Origin of the sequence: Caldimonas taiwanensis NBRC 104434 (genome assembly GCF_001592165.1) — a bacterium.
GTDB classification, from domain to species: Bacteria; Pseudomonadota; Gammaproteobacteria; order Burkholderiales; family Burkholderiaceae_C; genus Caldimonas; species Caldimonas manganoxidans.
This window is the reverse complement of record NZ_BCWK01000044.1, coordinates 1-3,584: the sequence shown is the minus strand read 5'-3', so window position 1 is coordinate 3,584 and position 3,584 is coordinate 1. Positions and strand designations below refer to the sequence as shown.

3 protein-coding genes are annotated in these 3,584 nt (G+C 61.4%); all 3 read left to right on the top strand.

The genetic code is table 11. The features are described 5' to 3' along the window. Positions 1-100: 100 nt before the first annotated feature. The 3 genes from CTA01S_RS15730 to CTA01S_RS15720 are packed head-to-tail and all read left to right on the top strand — an operon-like array spanning position 101 to position 3,301. Complete coding sequence (locus CTA01S_RS15730; protein ID WP_062196805.1) at positions 101-982, top strand: DUF4123 domain-containing protein; 882 nt, start codon at positions 101-103, stop codon at positions 980-982. Beyond that, on the top strand, positions 979-1,431 hold the full coding sequence (locus tag CTA01S_RS15725) for a DUF3304 domain-containing protein (protein WP_062196804.1): 453 nt from the start codon (positions 979-981) through the stop codon (positions 1,429-1,431). Before CTA01S_RS15730 ends, CTA01S_RS15725 begins: the two co-directional genes overlap by 4 nt. A 52-nt stretch (positions 1,432-1,483) precedes the next feature. Continuing rightward, complete coding sequence (locus CTA01S_RS15720) at positions 1,484-3,301, top strand: T6SS phospholipase effector Tle1-like catalytic domain-containing protein (RefSeq protein WP_198150905.1); 1,818 nt, start codon at positions 1,484-1,486, stop codon at positions 3,299-3,301. Positions 3,302-3,584 lie beyond the last annotated feature (283 nt).

The window sequence follows — 3,584 nt, the reverse complement described above, 5'->3', positions numbered from 1 at the left end:
GGGTACAGCCGCCCTTGCCGCTGATGCCCAAACAAGTGTGTGTGGAATGTTTGCTCAAGGCTCGTGCGCAAGGTGCGCCAGTGGTGAAGCGGTGAGCGTCATGGAAGAGTTCAAATCACAAAGCAGCGACGATCCCGTGGATGTACATGCCTGGGTTGTGGGGAGAAAGACCCACAAGGATCGTCTTTACGCGCTGGTCGACCGCAGCGAGTCAGCCTCTGATTTGGCGTGGCTTCGGGAGTTTGATCGCTGCGTGACCAACCTGTTCTCATTGCTTGGTCTACAACCACAAGCGTTGCCCACTGCGCCCGTACTGGTTGCGCTGGACGACGGCTTTGTCGAGGTGCAGATGCTGCATGCATACGCATCCCAGAGTGCAGAGTCATGCACGATCTTGCTCATCGCCTCGCCGTTGGACGCCGGAGGTGTTGCGCAACGCCTGGTGCGTCGCATGGAGTTGGAGTCAGAGCAGGCTGCCTACCTTTTGCGCTGCTGGGACCCTCGCGTGATGCTGGCTTTGAGTCAGGCCTGGTCTGGTCAATTGCGTCACGATGTTCTGGCCTTCGGGACGCAGATGTTGCTGCCCAATCGCCGAGGTGGACATCTCGCGGTGGCGCTGCACTGCCCGCCGGACGATCCTTTGGCGCAGCGTCCAGTGGTGTGCACTGGCGAGCAACTCGACGCCTTGGTCCAGGCGACCGCCCCCGATGCGGTGCTGGGCTTGCTGCGCGAACAGGATGCGGCCTTGCTCGACAGCTTGCCCGATGCCCAGCGACATGCCTGGGCCTGCGCACAGATCAAGGAGTGTTGTCAGCGTGGTCTTTGGGCAGCGCGGGACCATGCTTTGGCGCTTGCGCTGGCTATCCAATACGGGATGAACTGGTGGCAAGCCCCTGCCTGGAGCGCTTGCGTAGCCAAAGCACAGGAAAGGCGGTCTTTGGTGCAAGCCTATGTGTCCCTGACGCACGAGGAGGTGAAATGAAAACATCGTGGCTGACGGCCTGCATGCTGGCAGTGTTTGCGCTGACAGGGTGCAGCAACAACGAACCCGTGTTGCTGGGCATCATGGGCTACAACCACACGGAGCGCTACATCGACAGTTTCAGTGTCAACGGGCAAGGCGGAGGGAATGCGTACCCAATGTCCGGTGGGGCACGAGTCTATTGCTGCATGGGCTACCGCCGAAACCTGCAGCTGCCGATCGAGATGGAGGTGGAGTGGACTTTTGGGTACAAGCGAAACGAGCAGGGCGAGATCGTTGTCCCCAGTGAGACTCATAAGAAGAAGGCCATTCTCGATGGCCCAGTCCCTGAAGACCCGCAAAACCTAGAGGTTCACTTCATGCCGGATGGCACGGTGCAGTTGCGCATCACCTCGATGCCCTCGCCTGAGCCGAAGGCGTCGGTTCAGCAGGGAGCGAAAAATGAGTGAGTGTTTGGCCATTCCCGTGTGGTCGCCTACGACGCCCACCACGGCGGACCGCATGTCGACCAGATCGGCCGTCGATGTCTTGGCTGCACGCTTGGCTCAGCAAGCCGACCGCCCCCACAGTGCGGTTGCCGACTGCCAGCAGGACCTTTGGATCAGCATCTTCTTTGACGGCACCGGCAACAACGAGAAGATCGACGCGCCGACTTACGAGCACAGCAATGTTGCTCGGCTATATCGGGCCGCAGATGATTCGCCGTCCATGGGTCGTATTCCGATCTATGTTCCTGGCATCGGCACCCCTTTCCGAGAAATCGGAGACCGAGGCGGCAAGCTGGCGATGGCGGTGGGCCAAGGCGGCGAGGCGCGGCTGGAATGGGCGATGGAGCGTTTGGAGCAACGAATTCGTCAAGCTGCCGCTCGCGCCCAGAACCCGGTGAACAAGATTCGCGGCATCCATCTGGCGCTGTTCGGTTTTTCCCGTGGAGCGGCGTTGGCGCGTGCATTTGCGCGCCGGGTGGCTCGGCGCTGTAAGCGGTCAGGCGCAGGGTGGATTTGGGCCGATGGCGGCTATCCGTTTCGACTGTATTTCATGGGTCTGTTCGACACCGTGGCCTCGGTGGGGGTGCCTGCCTCGGCTCGCCACTACGCCACGGAAGCGGCCGCTTTGATGCCACTGACGGGGGCGATCCCGGTGCTGGTGGCCTCGCAAGCCGATGGGCACGGCGCCTGGGCCAGCGACTTGAGGATTCCATCGATGGTGGAGCGCTGCGTTCACTACTGTGCGGCGCACGAGATCCGCAACTCGTTCCCGTTAGATTCCGTGCTTGAAGCGGGGCGCTATCCGGACAATTGTGTGGAGGTGTTCTACCCGGGGGCTCACTCCGACGTCGGCGGTGGTTACAGGCCGGGCGAGGGGGGGCGCAACCTCAACCGCTTTGCCATGCTCAGCCTCATTCCTCTGAAAGCGATGTATGACGAGGCGGTCAAGGCGGGCGTGCCGTTGAGGCGGTTAGAAGCGCTGGACAATGTCGTGAAGGACGACTTCCTGCCTCCCACCCAAGCAGACCGCGAAGCCCGGCAGTTGCTGTCCCGCAGGTTCAACCGCTACCTGCAGGTCGTCGGTGCGCAGGCTCGCCCCATTGGTGAGACCATTCTGGCTCACATGAAGCTGTATTTCCGTTGGCGCATCGTGCATATTGAGCGCAAGTTGCGGGCGCGGCGCCAGGGGGAGACTGACATCGACACTCGCCGACTGAACGAGTATGACGCGGCGCTGGCTCGCGAACGCCAATCCAAACAGGCGCAGGTCGATCGGTTGCGGCAAGAGTATGAAGCGGCGGAGGATGCGCAAGCCGCAGCGCGAAGCATGTACAACCGCCGCCGAGCCAGCGCGACACACCGGGCAGCCTTTGAACAGGCAACCGAGCGTGTCGACCAGGCCCTATGGGCTCTGTTGGAACAGCAAGCCATTCTGGAGACGATGCCCAGTCGTGCACAGCAGTGGATCGCTGCGCTGGACCGATACGATCAGCAATTTCTGGAAGACAGCGAGCGCGTGCGCACCAAAGATCCGAAGACGCTGCGGCCGTTTGATCGCATTTTGCGAGAAGCCTGGGAGATGGAGCCGTTGACCGACCCGGATGTATTGGCCTTGTTTGATGAACATATCACCGACTCCCTGGCTGGGTTTGCGGCTGACAGAACCCGGGCGACCGATCCACGCCGGCTGTATCAGGGCGGGGACGACACGATTCAATATGCGTATGCAGCCGATCCTGAGGCAAATCGCGTCGCACAACGGAAACCTCCACAGGCCATACTCGTTAACCTGCCGGATACGTCGCCCGTCCTCCGACAGCCCCTGATGTAGCGCGTGAGCGGACCCATTATTTGCGGACATGGGAGCCTGTGATCCGGCTGTGATCGGGCATTGGGCTCTTGGGGCAGAGTGAGGACTGGGCTGTGTGGTGTCGCGACATGCAGCTTGAAGGGCAGCAAGATCTCAGCGATGTTGCCCTGGCTTGGCCAGCCGCACTACGCAGCGCTGAGCACAGCGTCCATCTTGGTTTGTCCGGGGTGTGAAGCCCCACCACGCGAGCTTGCACGATCTTTTGTTGCGAGCGATCGTGCGCATTGCTCAGCGCGTGCGCGAG

Excerpts from the sequence above, each read along its gene's own strand:
- CTA01S_RS15720 (WP_198150905.1), top strand. The coding sequence starts at position 1,484 with ATGTCGACCAGATCGGCCGTCGATGTCTTGGCTGCACGCTTGGCTCAG.
- CTA01S_RS15730 (WP_062196805.1), top strand. The coding sequence starts at position 101 with ATGGAAGAGTTCAAATCACAAAGCAGCGACGATCCCGTGGATGTACAT.
- CTA01S_RS15725 (WP_062196804.1), top strand. The coding sequence starts at position 979 with ATGAAAACATCGTGGCTGACGGCCTGCATGCTGGCAGTGTTTGCGCTG.